Below are 17,809 nucleotides of genomic sequence, written 5' to 3' on the forward strand. Positions count from 1 at the left end.
GTCCCTCACTACACAAAGCGAGAGACTCTTCCGTTCATTATAAAATACACACTATATATTACGCGTTACGTGCAATGATTGCTACCCAATCTTCCACTCTTAACACTTCTTCAATTGTGAAACCTGCTTGTTCTAACGCTTCCGTTATAACCTTTTCCTTCATCTCAATAATGCCAGATGTAATGAAAAACCCACCTGGCTTCACAACTTTTGCTGCATCTTCTGGGAAGAGAAGAATAATCTCCGCAAGTAAGTTCGCTACAATTAAATCAACAGGACCTTCAATACCTTCCAGTAAACTATTTTGTCCAACTGTTACAGTATCTTCCGTGTGATTTAAACGCACATTTACCTGCGCACTTTCTACTGCAACTGGATCTAAATCATATGCCTGAATAGATGATGCACCTAGTTTTGCAGCCGCAATACTTAATACACCAGAACCTGTTCCAACATCAATCACTGTATCTCCAGGCCTAACTGTCTTCTCTAACGCACGAATACACATTGTTGTTGTCGGATGTGTTCCTGTACCAAACGCCATACCTGGATCTAATTCAATAATTTTTTCTTCTGCTGAAGAAGGTGTATATTCTTCCCAAGTTGGTACGATTGTGAATGTATCAGAAATTTTAACTGGATGATAATATTTTTTCCAAGCAGTAGCCCAATCTTCTTCATCTACTTCATTAATGGATATGTGTCCTGTACCGATTTCGATGTCGTAAGAAGGAAGTGCATCAATAGATGATTTTACACTTGCAACTGTTTCATGTAAAGAATCCGTTTGTGGGAAATACGCTTTTATCAAAACGCCTTCTTCCGGATATTCAGCTGGATTAAGCGCATAAATTTCACCATATTGTTGTTCACGCTCTTTTGTTAATTCTGCCGGATCTTCAATCGCTACACCACTTGCTCCTGCTTCGTGTAAAATATGAGAGACTGCTTCCACTGCTTCCTCTGTTGTATGAATACTAATTTCTGACCATTTCACAATTTACCAACTCCATTTTTTATTTCCATTATTCCCCTTTAAAAGCTCGTTTAAGCTTTCTAAATAGGCTATCATCTTGATCTTCTTGACCAGCAAATTCACGCAGTAGTTCTTTTTGCTGTGATGTTAATTTCGTTGGTACGACAACACGAACCACTACATACTGATCACCTTGACCGTATCCGCGCACATTTGGAGCTCCTTTTCCTTTTAAGCGGAATTCTGTTCCTGTTTGTGTTCCTGCCGGAATTTTTAATTTTACTTTTCCATGAACAGTCGGAACTTCCACTTCAGCACCAAGTGCTACTTGCGCAAACGTTAATGGCATTTCACATATAATATGATCACCATCACGCTGGAAGAATTCATGATCTCGTACATGAACTACAACATATAAATCCCCAGCCGGTCCGCCGTTCACACCAGCTTCACCTTTACCAGTCACACGAATTTGTTGACCATTATCAATACCTGCTGGAATTTTAACGTTAATTTTTTTACGCTTACGTACTTTTCCAGAACCATGACATGTCGTACACTTCTCTTTAATAATTTGACCTGTTCCTGAACAATGTTTACAAGCTTGACGATTTACAATACGACCGAAAGGCGTATTTTGTTCTACACTTACTTGCCCTGTTCCTGAACAATGCTTACATGTGTCTTTTGAAGTTCCTGGTTTCGCTCCGCTACCATGACATGTATCACAAGGATCTTCCGCCGGAATTTCAATATCGAATTCCTTACCAAAAATGGCTTCATCAAAGTTTAAAGAAACTTGATATTGTAAGTCAGCTCCTTGACGCGGTGCATTTGGATCACGGCGTCTACCGCCACCGCCACCGAAGAATGAGCTAAAGATGTCTTCGAAACCGAAGCCCCCACCAAAGTCGCCACCGCCGCCAAAGCCTTGATTTGGATCGACATGACCAAATTGATCGTACTGCGCACGTTTTGAATCATCACTTAATACCTCATACGCTTCTTGTACTTCTTTGAATCTTTCAATTGCATTTTCTTCTTTACTTACATCTGGGTGATATTTCTTCGCCAAACGACGATATGCTTTTTTAATCTCATCTTTTGAAGCACCCTTGCTAATGCCTAGTACTTCATAGTAATCTCGTTTACTCATAAGTTTGCAACCCCCGAATCCTTTCACATAAACGTAATTTTAACACCGAAAGAAAGTGCTTTGCAACACTGTTTCCTCACTTACAGTCTGCAAAAAGAAAAACATTAGACTCTCACGCGAAAGATTTGGCATACACCAAGTACTCTGTTCGTGAAAAAAGCCAAAGCCAAGGCACGCTTGACTTTGACTTTTTGTCATCTTATTTATTTTCTTTTACTTATTACTTGTCTTCTTTTACTTCTTCAAACTCAGCATCGACTACATTGTCATTTTTTGCGCCCGCATTGCCTTGTGCGCCTTCTGCTTGCTGTGCTCCTGCAGCAGCTTGAGCTTGCTCATATAATTTTACAGTTAATTGTTGTACGATTTCTTGAAGTGCATCTTTTTTCGTACGGATTTCATCAAGATCATTTTTCTCGATTGCCGCTTGTAATGCCTCTTTTGCTTCTGTTGCTTTCGCTACTTCAGCTGCATCAACTTTACCTTCTAAATCTTTTACAACTTTATCTGTTTGGAAAACAAGTTGATCAGCTTCATTGCGAAGCTCAACTTCTTCTTTACGTTTTTGGTCAGCATCAGCATTTGTTTCTGCTTCTTTTACCATGCGATCTACTTCTTCATCAGAAAGACCTGAAGAAGATTGAATTGTAATTGTTTGTTCTTTACTTGTTCCTAAATCTTTTGCACGTACGTTTACGATACCGTTCGCATCAATATCGAATGTTACTTCGATTTGCGGGATACCACGTGGTGCTGGTGGAAGATCTGTTAATTGGAAACGACCTAGAGTTTTGTTATCTGCTGACATTGGACGCTCACCTTGCAATACGTGAATGTCTACCGCAGGTTGGTTATCAGCAGCAGTTGAGAATACTTGTGACTTACTTGTTGGGATTGTTGTGTTACGTTCGATTAATTTTGTGAACACGCCACCCATTGTTTCAATACCTAATGAAAGTGGAGTTACGTCTAATAATAGAACGCCTTTTACATCACCAGTAAGTACGCCGCCCTGTACTGCAGCACCTAATGCTACAACTTCATCAGGGTTTACACCTTTATATGGTTCTTTACCAGTTTCACGTTTAATTGCTTCTTGTACAGCTGGGATACGAGTAGAACCACCAACAAGAATAACTTTATCTAATTCGCTTGGAGCAAATCCAGCGTCTTTTAATGCGCGACGAGTTGGCTCTAATGTTCTTTCAACAAGGTTAGCTGAAAGCTCTTCGAATTTCGCTCTTGTTAAAGTTAATTCTAAGTGTAATGGGCCAGCAGCTCCAGCACTAATGAATGGTAATGAAATTTGTGTTTGCGTTACACCAGAAAGATCTTTTTTCGCTTTTTCAGCTGCATCTTTCAAACGTTGAAGTGCCATTTTATCTTGGCTTAAATCAATGTTATTTTCCTTTTTGAACTCAGCTACTAAATGATCGATGATAACTTGGTCAAAGTCGTCACCACCAAGACGGTTGTCACCAGCAGTAGAAATAACTTCAAACGTTCCATCTGCTAATTCAAGGATAGATACGTCAAACGTACCGCCGCCTAAGTCATATACTAAAACTTTTTGTTCTTCGTCTTGTTTTTCTAGACCGTAAGCAAGCGCTGCTGCTGTTGGTTCATTAATAATACGTTCTACTTCTAAACCAGCAATGCGACCTGCATCTTTCGTTGCTTGACGCTCTGCATCGTTGAAGTATGCTGGTACAGTAATAACTGCTTTCGTTACTGTTTCACCTAAATATGCTTCAGCAGAAGCTTTTAAGTTTTGTAAAATAATCGCAGAAATTTCTTGAGGTGTATATTCTTTACCTTCAACATCTACTTTGTAGTCTGTACCCATATGACGTTTAACAGACATGATTGTATTTGGGTTCGTAATTGCTTGACGCTTTGCAACTTCCCCAACTTGACGTTCTTCATTTTTGAAAGCTACAACAGAAGGAGTTGTACGATTACCTTCTGGGTTTGGAATAACCTTTGGTTCTCCACCTTCCATAACAGCTACACAAGAGTTTGTTGTACCTAAGTCAATACCGATAATTTTACTCATGGCGAAACCTCCTACATTTATGTAATTATTGATTTACTTTTACCATTGATGGGCGAATCACACGATCTTTTAACTTGTAACCTTTTTGGAATTCTTCCACGACCGCGTTTGATTCGAATGCACTGTCTTCTACTTGCATGACAGCTTGATGTTCGTGCGGATCAAACGGTTTTCCAACCGCTTCAATCGCCTCAACACCTTCTTTTGTCAGCGCTTCTAGCAATTGACGATATACCATGTCCATTCCTTGTAATAAGGACTTCATCTGCTCATCATTTGCTTCCACTTGCATTGCTCTTTCAAAGTTATCAAGAGCTGGTAAAATATCTGACACAAGACTTTGTGATCTATATTTTTCAGCCGCTTGCTTATCAAGTTGAACGCGGCGCTTATAGTTTTCAAAATCAGCTTGTAAACGAAGCGTGCGACCTTCCGTTTCCGTCAGTTTCGCTTGCAGTTCATCTACTCTTTCTTGTAAAAGAGCAGCTTCACTTTTTTCTTCTACTACAGTTTCTTCACTGTTTTCTGTTGTAACAGCTTCTTCTGTTTGTGCTTCTTTTACTTCTTTTACTTCTTCTACCACTTGTTCATTACGCTCTTCCACAAATTTCACCTCCTTAAAAAGCACAGGACCCGCACAAAACGCGCGAATCCGAGCACAATTTGTATACTTACACACCAACAGTGAAAAAATGCACTGCCAGTAGTTTTTATTATTTTGATTTATAAAATCCATTTAAACCATCTGTAAATTGTCTTGTAAACAATTGTAACAAACTAATCACGCGAGAGTATTGCATTCTCGTTGGTCCTAGAATTGCAATTGTTCCAAGCTGTTCCTCTCCAATGGAGTACGTTGCAGAAATCAAGCTGCAATCTTCCATAGCTGTCGAAGAATTTTCACGGCCAATTTTCACCTGAATGCCCACTTGCTTGTTGCGCAAAATATCATAAAATTCAGCTTCATTGTCAATCATTGTTAGCAAGGAGCGCATTTTTTGAATGTCGTGAAACTCCGGCTGTGAAAGCATATTTGCTTTTCCACCAAAATATATTTTTTCCGACAAAGGAACTTGAAATGTACCATCCAACATTTTCATAGCACTATCATAATTGTGGACATATTGACGCAGAACCATCACAATTTCTTTAAAGATTTTGTTATGCAATTCTGCCATCGGTACACCAGATAGCTTTTCATTTAAAATGTTAACCATTTTTTCTAAATCTGATAAATCAACAGATTCCGGAACGGTAATCGTTTTACTTTGCACATGTCCTGTGTCAGTGACAATAATTGCGACCGCTGTTTGATGACCCAGTGGAACAATTTGTACATTTTTTAACTTATTTGTACTCACTTTTGGCCCAAGAACAATCGCCGTATAATTCGTAAGTTCTGATAAAATTTGAGCGGATTGCTGTGCAATTTTTTCCGCTTCAAAAATTCTTTCAGCAAACAGGTCTTTAATCTGTACAATATCTTCACTCGGTACATGTTGCGGTGCTAAAAGATGATCCACATAAAATCGATACCCTTTCTCGGAAGGGACACGTCCAGAAGAACTGTGTGTCTTTTCAATAAACCCAAGTTCTTCTAAATCAGCCATTTCATTTCGAATAGTAGCTGAACTAAATGTAATTTCTTCTTTCTTAGCCAACGTTCTTGATCCAACAGGTTGCGCTGATCCGATAAAGTCATCGATAATCGTCTGTAAAATTAAGAGCTGACGTTCCGTAAGCATCTCATCATCACCTCTGTTAGCACTCTTTGTCTTCGAGTGCTAAATCTATTAATAACTTACCAAAATTGACATTCAATTGTCAACGGAAACGTCATGAAATAAAGTGAAACTTTTAGCAGGGGTGATTTTCCCACTGCTAATTAGTTGAACCAATCGAGCTCTTACAGACGATTCCCCCTCGCTTCACTTCTTTGTACCGTCCGTTAGAGCGGGGGAAATGAAACTTTTTACCAATCGCTTTATACCAAGTTAATCCATTAAAAATGATTGAAACACTTCATTCCCGAGTAGCTTTCCTTTTCTTGTTAGGGAGACGTGTGTATTTGCTTCCTGAAGCAATCCATGTTCTTTATTATCGAGCAACTGCTTCCCAAATATTTCATTCATCTCTACGCCAAATTTCTTCATAAATTCTAACTTAGAAACTCCTGCTATTTTTCGCAATCCTAAAAATAACTCTTCTTCCATTTGTTCTTTTCTTGTTACTTCATGGATATCTAAATACGGGAATCCTGTCTCATCGATTTTGGAGAAGTATTGTTTCAACGGTCCAACATTTTGAATTCGTTGACCATTTACGTAACTATGGGCTCCAGCTCCAAAACCATAATACGCTTCATTATTCCAGTATGTGAGATTATGTCTACTTTCATAGCCTTCTTTTGAAAAATTACTAATCTCATACTGTTTATAACCATGTTTCTCCATTTCGTCCATCACAATTTCATACATTTTTGCTTCGTGATCTTCTCCTGGAAGTCTCAATTTTCCTTTATTCATTAAGTTATAAAAGACCGTTTTCGGTTCAACAATAAGGGAATACGCAGAGAAATGTTGTACACCAAGTGTGAATGCAATTTCCAACGTTTCTTTTACATCTTCTATCGTTTGTGTTGGCAGTGCATATATTAAATCGACATTAATATTTGTAAAACCAACTTCCTGCGCTTCACGAATCGCTAAGAATGCATCTTCCTTCGTGTGTCCCCGCCCAATTTTCTGTAACAATTCATCTCGGAAAGTTTGAACACCAAAACTAACCCGATTTACACCGCCATCCAGTAGCAGATTTAGTTTCTCTTTTGGTAAATCTCCCGGATTTGCTTCAAAAGTTAATTCACAATTCGGAGCAAATGGACGTAAACGACGATTAATAATGGCAAGGAGTTTTTCAGTCTGTTCCATATTTAGTGCCGTTGGCGTTCCACCGCCAACAAAAATTGTCTTCATGTTCTCAAATGGTACCTTTTCGACTGTATTTATAATTTCTTTCTCTAAGTATTGTAAATATTGATCAACCGGCTGACGTTCAATAAATACTTTGTTAAAATCACAATAGTGACAAATATGCTGGCAAAATGGGATATGAATATATGCAGCTTGTATCAAACTATGCTCCTACCTTTCTAAAAAGAAACCTCTGCACTTCGGAGGCTTATTTACTTCTGTAATCCTGTGCAAATTTGTTCCATTCGCATTTTTCCCCAATCATACATCATTTCAACGATTGGTAAAAGTGTCGTGCCTAGGTCCGTCATAGAATATTCTACACGCGGAGGTACTTCCGGGTACACAGTCCGATTAATGATTCCATCTTCTATTAATTCTTTCAATTGATTGGACAATACTTTATGTGAAATATTTGGAAACAAACGTTGTAATTCACTAAAACGATGAGATCCTTCTACTCCTAAATGCCATAAAATCACAACTTTCCACTTCCCACTAATAATAGAAAGCGTCAATTCCTTCTCACAATTAAAATCACCATTTTGAATTTTATCTTGAATTTCTTTTCGAATGTTCTCAGACATCGATAGTCTCCTAACTTTCAGCATACTAACAAAAAGAAGCCGTACAAACGGCTTCTTTTTGTTTTATTAATTATCATCCATTTTCAATACAGCCATAAATGCTTCTTGCGGTACTTCTACAGAACCAACAGACTTCATACGTTTTTTACCTTCTTTTTGTTTATCAAGAAGTTTACGTTTACGAGAAATGTCACCACCGTAACATTTTGCAAGTACGTTTTTACGCATCGCCTTAATTGTAGAACGCGCTACAACTTTGTTCCCAATCGTCGCTTGAATAGGCACTTCAAACTGTTGCCTTGGAATTAACTCTTTTAACTTTTCTACGATTACTTTACCACGGTCATATGCAGAATCACGATGCACAATGAAAGATAAAGCATCCACATTTTCGTTATTTAATAAAATATCCATCTTCACAAGTTTAGACGGTTTATAACCGATTAACTCGTAGTCAAATGATGCATAACCTTTCGTATTAGACTTCAATTGATCAAAGAAGTCGTATACGATTTCAGAAAGTGGAATTTCATATGTCAACGTAACACGTGTTTCATCTAAGTATTGCATATCAAGGAATGTACCACGTTTCCCTTGGCAAATTTCCATTACAGCTCCAACGTAATCGTTCGGAACCATAACAGTCGCTTTTACAAATGGTTCTTCCACACGATCGATCGTTTGAGGATCCGGCATATTAGATGGGTTATCTACAATCATCTCGTCTCCATTTGTTAAATGCACTTTGTAAATAACGCTTGGTGCAGTTGTAATTAAATCAATTTTAAATTCACGCTCAATACGTTCTTGAATAATTTCCATGTGAAGTAATCCTAAGAATCCACAGCGGAAACCAAATCCAAGTGCTTGAGATGTTTCTGGTTCAAACTCAAGAGCAGAATCGTTTAATTCTAGCTTTTCTAACGCATCACGTAAATCATTATAACGTGCAGAATCAATTGGATATAAACCACAGAATACCATCGGGTTTAATTTACGATAACCTGGTAACGCTTCTGCAGCTGGACGTTTTGCATGTGTAATCGTATCACCAACACGCGTATCGCCTACGTTTTTAATAGATGCTGCTAAGAATCCTACATCACCTACTGTTAACTCTTCACGTTGCGTTGTTTTCGGTGTGAATACACCTACTTCCGTTACTTCAAACTCTTTACCAGTCGCCATCATACGTACTTTATCGCCAACTTTTACTGTACCGTTTACAACACGGATGTAGGCAATTACACCACGGTATGGGTCATATAAAGAATCGAAAATCATACATTGCAACGGTTCTTCAGAGTCCCCTACTGGAGCTGGTACTTTTTCAACGATTTGTTCTAAAATCTCTTCGATTCCGATACCAGCTTTCGCTGAAGCAAGTACAGCTTCTGATGCATCTAAACCAATTACATCTTCTACTTCTTGACGTACGCGCTCTGGATCTGCACTTGGTAAATCTATTTTATTAATAACCGGTAAAATTTCTAACTCGTTATCAAGTGCTAAATATACGTTTGCTAACGTTTGCGCTTCAATCCCTTGCGCTGCATCGACAACAAGGATCGCACCTTCACAAGCCGCTAAACTACGAGATACCTCGTATGTAAAATCGACGTGTCCTGGTGTATCAATAAGGTGAAGAATGTACTCTTCGCCGTCTTTCGCTTTATACGTTAATTGAACTGCATTTAACTTAATTGTAATTCCACGCTCGCGCTCTAAATCCATAGAGTCAAGTAATTGAGCTTTCATTTCGCGCTGTGTTAACGCGTTTGTTTTCTCCAAAATACGATCTGCCAACGTTGATTTTCCGTGATCAATGTGAGCAATGATAGAGAAGTTACGAATTTTGGACTGCCTTTTTGCTCTTTCTTCTTTATTCATCTATGTTCTCAACTCCTAATAGTCTCGCCAATATACACTAGCACTGATTATATCAATACAACAGCAAAGATTCAATGAAAACTCGTGCCATGCGAAAGACAAATCATTCTATTTTTATCATATGCAAGTAAAGGACAAGAGACAAATCTTTTTCCAACAGAAAAACGGTTGTCTTACAATTAAGATAAGACAACCGCTTTTTATTCTTCAAATTGGTAGAAAATCTCTTTTATCTTTCCAATTACTGTGTCTGTGCCAAACCGAGCAATATTTTGAGTGAATGATGCGAGTCCTCTCCCAAATCCTTCTATAACATTAAAGCTCCTCAGACCTTCCAGCTGTTTTTGCTTTTCAATAGCCGAAAACGCCCCTCCTAAAATCTCTGTCTCTACGCTCCCATTCGCTGTTCCTGTCATTTGAGAAATTTGTTCATACGTTGGATTACGATAACCCTTCATGCTTTTTAAACCATAGTTCGTGATTCCCATACCAACGAACATGACAAAAAGAAAGAGAATGACCATACTCATACACTGGAGCGTAAATCGACTCAAATTTGTTCGCTCCTTTTCGTCAATGCGTGTATGCACCTGTATTATCTTGATCGACCTGATGATGCAGCGCCGCATTTAAACCGCTCGCGATTACATTTGCCATATCTTCAATAAATGCGTCCACTTCTTTTGGTGTCACCATTAAATTATGACCAAGTGGCGCTAATACTTCATATATCAATTTTCGCTTTTCTTCGTCTTCTAACGTGCCTACTGCTCCTAAAAACATATTTCGGCTTTTTGCATCCGGCATATCTTCTTCCGTTAATTTCTTCTTTTCTCCAAATGTAAAACCAGCTGGTAATAAAGAACGAGACGGCTTGTCTCCTTCTTTCAGTTCACGTCCAAAATGCTTTAAAATAAAATCAATTGTATCACTCGTAATCGAAACCGCATCAACAACCGTCGGAACACCAATTGCGATAACGGGGATACCAAGCGTTTCTTTACTCAACTCTTTTCGTTTATTACCCACGCCAGATCCCGGATGAATACCTGTATCTGAAATTTGTATTGTACTATTTACACGTTCAATGGAACGTGCAGCAAGGGCGTCAATTGCAATTACAAAATCCGGCTTTATTTTTTCAATGATACCGTAAATGACATCACTTGTTTCAATACCTGTAATACCCATCACACCTGGGCGAATCGCACTGACAGGCCGAAACCCTTCTTCTACACTTTCAGGCTGCAACTTAAATAAATGGTGCGTCACAAGCACATTCTCTACAACGATTGGTCCCAACGCATCAGGTGTTACATTCCAGTTCCCTAATCCAACAATTAAACAGCTTGCCTCCTTGCTAATTCCAATTTCTTCTAATAAATAAGAAAACTCTTTCGCAAAAATACGTTCCACTTTTTGCTGCAATTCTGTATCTTGTTGACGAATCCCTTGCACTTCAAGCGTTAAATAATTTCCAGGTTTCTTGCCCATTGATTCAGAAGCACTCTCATCAATGATTACTTTTGTAATGATAATTCCTTCTTCTTCTCGCTCTTTTACAATAACGCCTTGAATTCCCGTTTGTTCTTGCTGACGTTCCTGTAACATTTGATGCGCCTCTACTGCAAGGTCTGTCCTAACAGCATATTTACTTAAATCCAATGGTTCTTTCATCGTATCTCCTCCGCGATTAATAGTAAATATCGTTAGATTTCCCAAAATTATATACAGTCATTCTTTCCCTTACATGAAATTTCATTGATCTCACTATTGCAATTATCTTCTCCGTTTGATAGAATATCACTTGTTCTATGTAAGTATCGAGTCACTCGATCGCACCAGGGAGGTGAAAAGTATGGCAAACATTAAATCTGCTATCAAACGCGCTAAACTTAGCGAAGAGCGTCGTTCACATAACGCTTCTATCAAATCTGACATGCGTTCTGCTGTTAAAACTGTAGAAGCTTTAGTTACTAATAACGATCTTGAAACAGCTAAAGAAGCTTTCAAAACTGCTTCTAAAAAACTTGACAAAGCAGCTCGTAAAGGTCTTATCCACCAAAACGTTGCTTCTCGTCAAAAATCTCGCTTAGCGAAAAAAGTAAACGCGTAAGGCGTTTAAAAACGATCCATTTGGGTCGTTTTTTTATTTACCCCGCATTAACAGTCAGTAATATCCCTACCTCAAAGTTCGGCAGGAAGCAAAGAAGTTAGGTGAGGGATAAACTGCCCGTAAAAGCCCGATTGGTGAGAGATGATGATCAATAGGGGATGAAGAAAACCCCATTTTCCCCTCTCTTATTTACACCAATCTGTTCCATGGCATAGAAAAAAGTCCACACAACGAATGGCATGAACTTTTTTTATTTTATCCAGCTGTGGCAGCTAGAATCTCCGGCCATTTCACACTCTTGGTCGAAGCCAAAAGCGCTTCTCGGTCGAGTGCTCCAATGACCTGCGATTCTGAGCAAGCTGCCTCCGCTTTTATTTTATCCAATATGATTTAAACGCATTAAGAAAAATTCTAAAACAAGTTTCTTGTCCATTTTCCCCGTCTTCATGCTATAATCTGCTTCAGCTAACTCAAAAATCACTTTTTTCAATTCTTCAAATGAGAAGAATTTCGTTTGATTCATCGCTAATTTCACTCGATACGGATGGACACCAATATGTGAGGCAATTTGATTTTGTCCATATCCACGCTGTTGCAATTCTTTCACTTGATACAATAAGCGAAATTGACTTACCAATAATGCCAATAGTTTAATCGGCTCCTCTTGCTGTGTAAACAATCCGTCTAAAATTTGCATAGCACCAGCAATATCTTTTTTCACTACTTTTTCTGTTAAAGCAAATACGTTTTGTTCGACCGATTTTGGCACAAGCTCTGCCACGAGTTTTGTCGTAATTTCACCGCCCATACCAACATAAAGGGTCAACTTATCCATTTCCTTTGACAGCATCGTTACGTTGCTCCCTACAAGTTCTAAAAGTAAACTAACGGCTACTTCCTCTATATGAACATGCACTTCGTCTGCACGAGCTACAATCCATTTACGAACATCCTGTACTTGCATCGCATTTGCTTCTACTACATCAGCTGTTTTCTTTAATAATTTCGTGATTTTTTTGCGTTCATCTAGCTTTTCATATGGAGCGACAAATACAACAATTGAAAATGGAGATGGTTCAGCAATATACTCCTCTAAAATCTTTATATTTTGTTCTAATTTTTCTTTTTGTGATGTTAAAAACAACGGAGACTTTATAAGTATTATTTTGCGATCTCCAAAAAAAGGAAGCGTTCGCGCATCCTCTATCACGTCTTCCAAGTACGCTTCTTCTAAATCATACGTTACAACATTAAACTCTCGATCCTCTTCAGCCAATGCTTCAGATGTTACAAGCTTTATCGTTTCATTTATAAAATACGCTTCTGTTCCATATAATAAGTACAATGGTGCAAACTGCTTTTTTTTAATTTTCTTATGTATATCACTCATACTTTTTCCTACTCCCTAATTTGGCAATATATCTTTATACTAATGCGGTATCTTTCGTTTTACAAGTAAGTACAAAGGAACAGGCGCTGTTACCTGCCCCTTTATCTATATAAAACGCCACTCAATAAGCCCCGGGAATCTTATTGATGAGCGGTGACTACTTTACTTGTATTATTTACAGTAGTTGTATAAGTATAAATGCCAACTGTTAACACACTTGGAAGTTAACTATTATTTTGCTAAGAAGCCTTGAAATGCATCTTCTATCATTGTAGGTTTTCTTTATCTATACGGATCGTTAGTGAAACAAATGAAATTCCGGGTCACTATTCGTACGGAATGCATTTCTTTTTTCAAATGAATATGTTCTATTTATCTTCATATGGAAATTGTAGATTTTTTTCTGACAATATTTTATACTAAAATGGAATGTTGGGGGAGGGATTCTAAATGAATGAATTTGAACAAAACGTTCAAAGCAAACGCAATGACGCTATTGATTCAGGGGTAGGTTTTATCGTTTCATTTGGTTTTTTCGCAACACTTTTTATTATTGCAACAATTATTAAATTTATTGGTTCTTAAAGTGCGTGTTCAAAAAGGAGAATACGGAGTGTAGATTGCGCTACATGAGTACCGGACTTTTTGAACTTCCTCTTAAAGGTTGCTAATAGCAACCTTCTTTTTTACTATGCTTCATCCTATGTCAATTTACCGTGAAACGTTCCCCGTTCTCCTTGAAAAATATATACAATAGCCCCTTGCTCATCGGTTCGCCATACATCAATGTCCCTTTCCACAAAACGCTCTAAAACTTCCTGATGCGGATGACCATAGCGATTCCGATCTCCTACCGAAATAATCGCTTTTTGCGGCTGAATCTGGTCTAAAAAAACAGATGACGATGATGTTTTACTCCCATGATGACCCACCTTTAAAATATCAACTTGTAACTGTGGATATTGCTCTATGAGATTTTTTTCTCCTTTTTCCTCTAAATCCCCTGTAAACAGCCATGTGAATCCACCTAATTTTGCTTGTAACACAATCGATGTTTCATTATCCCCCTTCTCTCGTCCTTCTGGTAATAAAACAGAGAACAATGCTCCGCCCTCTCGCCAACTTTCCCCTTGCCCTACAATTTTCGTCCGTATATGCTTTTGCTTGGCAAACTGCTTCAAGTCCTTCTCTAGCGGTGTTTCTTCTATCTTCGTTCCAAATACAATCTCTTCCACAGCGATAGACTGTACTAACTCTTTTGCTGCTCCCATATGATCAGCATCCCCATGCGTTACAATTAACTTATCAATCTTTCTAACACCTTCTTTTTGTAAAAACGGAAGGAGTATATCATGTCCCACAGAAAACTCATGCTTTTTTTTCTGCCATTTTTCTTTTTTTACCGGAAGGGTTCCCCCTGTATCAATGAGATAGACCCCTTTTTCATACGGCAAACGAATCAAAATCGCATCTCCTTGTCCAACATCAATAAAAGTAACACTTCCACTGGCACGAAAATAGGAAGAGATGTAATGACATGTACTGATAAAGAGAAAAAGACTCACAAAGAGAAGCCGAAATTTCTTCCCAATCAACCCTTCCCAAAAAATGAATACACAAATAATACTAAAACAATATAAAGCCACAAGGAACGGAGGAGGTTGCCCAAAAATAAGACGGATAAACGGGAGGGTTTCACAATACTGAAGAACATCATTTGAAAACGTTAAGCACACTGATAATCCATGCGCAATCCATATAGATATAGAGGGTACAACTAACATACAAACAAGAATAACGAGGCAACAAGGTAACACAAAACAAGATAAGAACGGGACATATATCATATTGAGAAGAACACTATATGGGGAAAAATAACCGAAATGATATAATAAAATAGGAGTACTAGCAAGCTGTGAAATAACCGAAAGATAGATTGCATTTCGAATGAGGCCATTTTCACGATGTAAAAGCCGACTTGCTGAAAGTAATAATGCAAAACTACCAACAAATGAAAATTGAAATCCAATATCAAATAACACATAAGGGTTATATAAAAACATCAGCATAGCCGTTATACTAAGGGCATCCAGGCTTGAAACACGAACAGAATGCATCAGTGTAGCTAATAACATTACACCCGTTACAGAGGCTCGTACGACAGATGGAGAAGCCCCTGCTAAAAACATGTACAAAGGAATACAAACAATGAGGCAAATCGTGGTCATTTCCCGTGTCATTCCGATTCGTAGTAAAATAAAATACCCAATTGCAATTAGCAGTACAATATGCGAACCTGAAATCGCCAAAAGATGGGTAAGGCCAAATTGTTGATATTGTTCTTCTACTTCAAATGACATCAGCTGCCGGTCTCCAAATACTAAAGCATTCATAAACGCTCCAGTTTGTCCGGGGAACATTTCTTCCACCGATGAAACCGCGCTTTGCCGCAGTGAAAATATCCACTGCACAAACGTCGAAGATTCTTGCATACAATTTGAAATTGATCCCGCTTCAAATAAAAAATGAATCTGTTGCTTGTATAAATAGTCACGATAGTCAAACCCATAAAAATTCCGTGCTTGCGGTGGTTCCTTTAATTTCCCATTGAACGTACAGCTCATACCAATCCACAACTGCTTCAAGCTTTCTTTTTGTTCATACGACTGTATTTTATAAAAGAGTTGCAACGTATCTCTATCATTTACCTCTATTTGAAAAGAAAGTCGATCACCGTTTATCAGAGGGGATGTTTGAATAACACCTTTTACAGTTTCACTGTTTAAGGATTGTCGAGGATGGTTTTGCCTTTCTATATATGCTACGTAGAAAGAACTAACTATATATGTGAGGATACATATAAGGAGGACTTGACGAGAATTTCGATATATACAAAACAGGACATAACAGCCAAACAAACTTATATACAACATTGAAAACGAGGAACAGGCTGTTGCAATCCCTATAGCAAACGAAATTGCAACATACCCCCATTGTCCACGCAACTCATACTCCCCCCTTACAGAAGATGTTTAAAAAGTCCGGTAAAGATAGCTATCGCATTTCTTCGTTACGTCACCACTTCGGTACTCATGTATATAAATCCATTTTGATCTTTCGACATATAAGCCGCGGCTATGGATAACAAAAGGTGACCTGCACTCGTTTTCTCTCTTTGTTTTCACTATGTCTGGGCAGGAAAAGGATCTGACCGCTTCTATGCATGGCCGGATGCTCTCTTCCACCTAAAAAGAAGGGTTTTATGTCGGTTTTTTAATTTGTATTTATATAGTTCAATCTACACTCCGTATCCTCCTGGCTTCCGCGCCTCGAGCTACTCAGCTCTCTTTATCCTCCTTTTTGAACAAGCACTTACAGCATATCTTTTGCTTTAGCGAATACTTGTTGTAATTCATCCATTGTAAGATCATCTTTCTCTAAAGATGCAAAAAGTTCTTTTACTTGTATAATACGTTGTTGCTGTTCTAACGTTGTAATATCATATTCAAGCGGGACATGTTTCACTTTTACATTTGCTTGCTGGAATAATTCAACAGCATACGGATGGTTTTTATAGTCTTGCGCATAATACACAGCCGTAATACCACTTTGAATAATCGCTTTACAGCATTGCAAACAAGGAAAATGCGTGACGTAAATTTCTGCACCGTCTGTTTTTGCACCAAATTTAGCACATTGCAACAGCGCATTCATCTCCGCATGAATGGTACGGACGCAATGATTATCAATGACATAACAACCATCGTCTATACAATGCACACCACCTGTAATCGAACCATTATATCCACCCGCAATAATTCGCTTATCACGGACAATTGTCGCCCCTACCGCAAGCCTTGTACATGTGCTACGCAGTGATAACAAATGGCTTTGTGTCATAAAATATTGATCCCAAGAAATTCTTTCCATATCTTCACCTACTTTTTCATCTACTTGTAGTGTAGCGAAAGAGGAAAAAGTTCGTCAATCTTTTATGGAATAATTATTTGATCTTTTATTTTTTCAAGAGACTTTTCTCCAATTCCATCCACTTCCAATAAATCCTCCACTTTTTGAAACGGTCCACGCTGCTCACGATATTTCATAATATTTTCTGCTTTTCGAGGTCCAATACCCGGTATTTTTTCAAGCTGCTCTTTTGATGCCGCATTAATTTGAATTTTCCCCTCTTGTTGTGAAGACGGGCTAGTTCCCTGCACTTGGTCTCCTTTTTTCGGAACATAAAGTAGCATTTGATCTTGAACGACCTGCGCTAAATTCACCTTTGCTACATCTGCTTCTGGTAAAAAACCTCCTGCTTTTTCAATGCTATCCTTTACACGCGCTCCAGTTTGCAACTCATATACGCCTTCACGGTGTACAGCTCCTTTTATATCAATCATAATTGTTTTTTTCTGTTGTTTTGACTCTTCTAATTTTAATTTACTTTTCCTCTCTTCAGCCTTCTCATTTGTTTCCAGTTTTACGACTTGCTGCTCAGGTTGGTGCTTTGTCTGCCATATAAATAATAAAAAAACTACTCCAATAGCCCCTAATAAAGCAAACCACTTCTTTTGAAAATTCATCATCATTTTATACCTCCAATTCATAATTTCACAACATGATTCATATTGTTTAGGAGAAAGATGTTACGAAGGAGGGGATG

General features: G+C 38.2%; 16 protein-coding genes. 2 read left to right on the forward strand and 14 right to left on the reverse strand.

The window, feature by feature from the left end; genetic code table 11:
• Positions 1-58: 58 nt before the first annotated feature.
• The 10 genes from prmA to gpr all read right to left on the reverse strand — a co-directional run bounded on the left by prmA (position 59) and on the right by gpr (position 11,314).
• The gene (prmA, locus tag QRE67_RS20175; RefSeq protein ID WP_286121988.1) at positions 59-997 is read right to left on the reverse strand and encodes a 50S ribosomal protein L11 methyltransferase; all 939 of its coding nucleotides are present in this window, start codon (positions 995-997) and stop codon (positions 59-61) included.
• 28 nt (positions 998-1,025) lie between these two features.
• Positions 1,026-2,132: a molecular chaperone DnaJ gene (gene dnaJ, locus QRE67_RS20180; protein WP_286121989.1), complete on the reverse strand. Its 1,107-nt coding sequence runs from the start codon at positions 2,130-2,132 to the stop codon at positions 1,026-1,028.
• Positions 2,133-2,352: 220 nt separating this feature from the next.
• The gene (dnaK, locus tag QRE67_RS20185) at positions 2,353-4,188 is read right to left on the reverse strand and encodes a chaperone protein DnaK (RefSeq protein WP_286121990.1); all 1,836 of its coding nucleotides are present in this window, start codon (positions 4,186-4,188) and stop codon (positions 2,353-2,355) included.
• Positions 4,189-4,213: 25 nt separating this feature from the next.
• Positions 4,214-4,801, reverse strand: coding sequence for a nucleotide exchange factor GrpE (gene grpE, locus QRE67_RS20190; protein WP_353507085.1), 588 nt, complete (start codon positions 4,799-4,801; stop codon positions 4,214-4,216).
• Positions 4,802-4,901: 100 nt separating this feature from the next.
• Positions 4,902-5,933 (reverse strand): heat-inducible transcriptional repressor HrcA, encoded by a 1,032-nt coding sequence (gene hrcA / locus QRE67_RS20195; protein ID WP_286121992.1) that lies wholly within the window; start codon positions 5,931-5,933, stop codon positions 4,902-4,904.
• A 249-nt stretch (positions 5,934-6,182) separates the two neighbouring features.
• Positions 6,183-7,322 carry a radical SAM family heme chaperone HemW gene (gene hemW / locus QRE67_RS20200; protein WP_286121993.1) on the reverse strand — a complete coding sequence of 380 codons (1,140 nt, stop codon included), beginning with the start codon at positions 7,320-7,322 and terminating at the stop codon, positions 6,183-6,185.
• A gap of 50 nt (positions 7,323-7,372) precedes the next feature.
• Positions 7,373-7,747: a winged helix-turn-helix transcriptional regulator gene (locus QRE67_RS20205; protein WP_286121994.1), complete on the reverse strand. Its 375-nt coding sequence runs from the start codon at positions 7,745-7,747 to the stop codon at positions 7,373-7,375.
• A gap of 66 nt (positions 7,748-7,813) precedes the next feature.
• Positions 7,814-9,637, reverse strand: a complete 1,824-nt coding sequence (gene lepA, locus QRE67_RS20210) for an elongation factor 4 (RefSeq protein WP_286121995.1) — start codon at positions 9,635-9,637, stop codon at positions 7,814-7,816.
• 200 nt (positions 9,638-9,837) lie between these two features.
• The gene (locus tag QRE67_RS20215; RefSeq protein ID WP_483298690.1) at positions 9,838-10,266 is read right to left on the reverse strand and encodes a DUF3679 domain-containing protein; all 429 of its coding nucleotides are present in this window, start codon (positions 10,264-10,266) and stop codon (positions 9,838-9,840) included.
• Positions 10,211-11,314: a GPR endopeptidase gene (gpr, locus tag QRE67_RS20220; protein WP_286121996.1), complete on the reverse strand. Its 1,104-nt coding sequence runs from the start codon at positions 11,312-11,314 to the stop codon at positions 10,211-10,213. The genes QRE67_RS20215 and gpr overlap by 56 nt, the downstream gene beginning before the upstream one ends.
• A gap of 181 nt (positions 11,315-11,495) precedes the next feature.
• On the opposite strand from gpr, the gene rpsT reads away from it, so the two are divergent.
• Positions 11,496-11,753, forward strand: coding sequence for a 30S ribosomal protein S20 (gene rpsT / locus QRE67_RS20225; protein WP_286121997.1), 258 nt, complete (start codon positions 11,496-11,498; stop codon positions 11,751-11,753).
• Positions 11,754-12,129: 376 nt separating this feature from the next.
• Here rpsT and holA read toward each other — a convergent pair whose 3' ends face one another.
• A complete protein-coding gene (gene holA, locus QRE67_RS20230) occupies positions 12,130-13,143 on the reverse strand; it encodes a DNA polymerase III subunit delta (protein ID WP_286121998.1) in 1,014 nt (337 codons plus the stop codon).
• Positions 13,144-13,593: 450 nt separating this feature from the next.
• Between holA and QRE67_RS20235 the strand changes: the two genes are divergently transcribed.
• Positions 13,594-13,728, forward strand: a complete 135-nt coding sequence (locus tag QRE67_RS20235; protein ID WP_001001652.1) for a YqzM family protein — start codon at positions 13,594-13,596, stop codon at positions 13,726-13,728.
• Positions 13,729-13,844: 116 nt separating this feature from the next.
• Here the strand turns inward: QRE67_RS20235 and QRE67_RS20240 are convergent, their stop codons facing one another.
• The 3 genes from QRE67_RS20240 to QRE67_RS20250 form a co-directional block, all read right to left on the reverse strand.
• Positions 13,845-16,148, reverse strand: coding sequence for a DNA internalization-related competence protein ComEC/Rec2 (locus QRE67_RS20240; RefSeq protein WP_286121999.1), 2,304 nt, complete (start codon positions 16,146-16,148; stop codon positions 13,845-13,847).
• 367 nt (positions 16,149-16,515) lie between these two features.
• Positions 16,516-17,073, reverse strand: coding sequence for a ComE operon protein 2 (locus QRE67_RS20245; RefSeq protein WP_286122000.1), 558 nt, complete (start codon positions 17,071-17,073; stop codon positions 16,516-16,518).
• Positions 17,074-17,135: 62 nt separating this feature from the next.
• Entirely contained in the window at positions 17,136-17,735 is a 600-nt protein-coding gene (locus tag QRE67_RS20250) for a helix-hairpin-helix domain-containing protein (protein ID WP_286122001.1), read from the reverse strand.
• Positions 17,736-17,809 lie beyond the last annotated feature (74 nt).

Origin of the sequence: Bacillus sp. DX3.1 (assembly GCF_030292155.1) — a bacterium.
Classification (GTDB): Bacteria; Bacillota; Bacilli; order Bacillales; family Bacillaceae_G; genus Bacillus_A.

Bases quoted from the DNA above. Each gene is read 5' to 3' on its own strand.
- dnaJ (WP_286121989.1), bottom strand. From the start codon at position 2,132: ATGAGTAAACGAGATTACTATGAAGTACTAGGCATTAGCAAGGGTGCT.
- QRE67_RS20250 (WP_286122001.1), bottom strand. From the start codon at position 17,735: ATGATGATGAATTTTCAAAAGAAGTGGTTTGCTTTATTAGGGGCTATT.
- QRE67_RS20245 (WP_286122000.1), bottom strand. From the start codon at position 17,073: ATGGAAAGAATTTCTTGGGATCAATATTTTATGACACAAAGCCATTTG.
- hrcA (WP_286121992.1), bottom strand. From the start codon at position 5,933: ATGCTTACGGAACGTCAGCTCTTAATTTTACAGACGATTATCGATGAC.
- gpr (WP_286121996.1), bottom strand. From the start codon at position 11,314: ATGAAAGAACCATTGGATTTAAGTAAATATGCTGTTAGGACAGACCTT.
- QRE67_RS20215 (WP_483298690.1), bottom strand. From the start codon at position 10,266: ATGCGGCGCTGCATCATCAGGTCGATCAAGATAATACAGGTGCATACA.
- rpsT (WP_286121997.1), top strand. From the start codon at position 11,496: ATGGCAAACATTAAATCTGCTATCAAACGCGCTAAACTTAGCGAAGAG.
- QRE67_RS20205 (WP_286121994.1), bottom strand. From the start codon at position 7,747: ATGTCTGAGAACATTCGAAAAGAAATTCAAGATAAAATTCAAAATGGT.
- dnaK (WP_286121990.1), bottom strand. From the start codon at position 4,188: ATGAGTAAAATTATCGGTATTGACTTAGGTACAACAAACTCTTGTGTA.
- lepA (WP_286121995.1), bottom strand. From the start codon at position 9,637: ATGAATAAAGAAGAAAGAGCAAAAAGGCAGTCCAAAATTCGTAACTTC.
- holA (WP_286121998.1), bottom strand. From the start codon at position 13,143: ATGAGTGATATACATAAGAAAATTAAAAAAAAGCAGTTTGCACCATTG.
- QRE67_RS20235 (WP_001001652.1), top strand. From the start codon at position 13,594: ATGAATGAATTTGAACAAAACGTTCAAAGCAAACGCAATGACGCTATT.